We start from the raw sequence: 860 nt of genomic DNA on the forward strand, positions 1-860 counted from the left end.
CTGTCCAACGGCGCCAAAGTCGTGATTCCGGCGGGCCAGACCGAAGCCATCTACAAGGCCGACGCCCAGGGCGACGACGTCTTCAAAGACGCCGACAGCCTGACCGTCGGTGTCAGCGACGCGACCGTTGCTGGCAAAACCTTCGAGAACCTGGAGCTGGGCGGCTCTGCCACCGTGCAGATCACCGACACCACCAGCGAAGTCGTCGCCACCCTGTCTGCGGACAAGACCACCGTCACTGAAGGCGGCCAGGTCACCTACACCGTGACCCTGACCAACGCCCAAGGCCTGTCGGTCACTGGCCACAACGGCCTGATCTTCACCCTGACCGACGGCACCAAAGTCACCGTTCCAGCCGGCAGTGCCACTGGCACCTTCACCATCACCGCCAAGGATGATGTGTATACCGGTGGCCAGCCGAATATCGTCAACAAGATCGAATCCGTCGCCGGTGGCGACAACTTCGAAAAACTGACCCTCGGCGACAATACCGTCACCACCTCGGTTACCGATGAACCGGGCAGCGGCGGCGGTACCGGCACTGGTAACGAAGGCGACAAGGTGTCGGTCACCATCGTCAGCAATGGCGATGTCACCGAAGATCAACAGCCGTCGTTCACCGTCAAAGTCAGCCAGAAGCTGGATCAGGATCTGACTGTCACGCTGTCCAACGGCGCCAAAGTCGTGATTCCGGCGGGCCAGACCGAAGCGATCTACAAAGCCGACGCCCAAGGCGATGACGTCTTCAAAGATGCCGATAGCCTGACCGTGGGTGTCAGCGACGCAACCGTCGCTGGCAAGACCTTCGAGAATCTGGAACTGGGTGGCAACGCCACCGTACAGATCACCGACACCACCAG

The 860-nt window shown here is 61.0% G+C and carries 1 protein-coding gene; it reads left to right on the forward strand.

The genetic code is table 11. The features are described from left to right. Positions 1–860 (forward strand): immunoglobulin-like domain-containing protein (locus tag L6D77_RS27025; protein ID WP_373870652.1); only part of this gene is annotated, 860 nt, incomplete at both ends.

It is taken from the genome of Pseudomonas parasichuanensis (assembly GCF_021601385.1).
Classification (GTDB): Bacteria; Pseudomonadota; Gammaproteobacteria; order Pseudomonadales; family Pseudomonadaceae; genus Aquipseudomonas; species Aquipseudomonas parasichuanensis.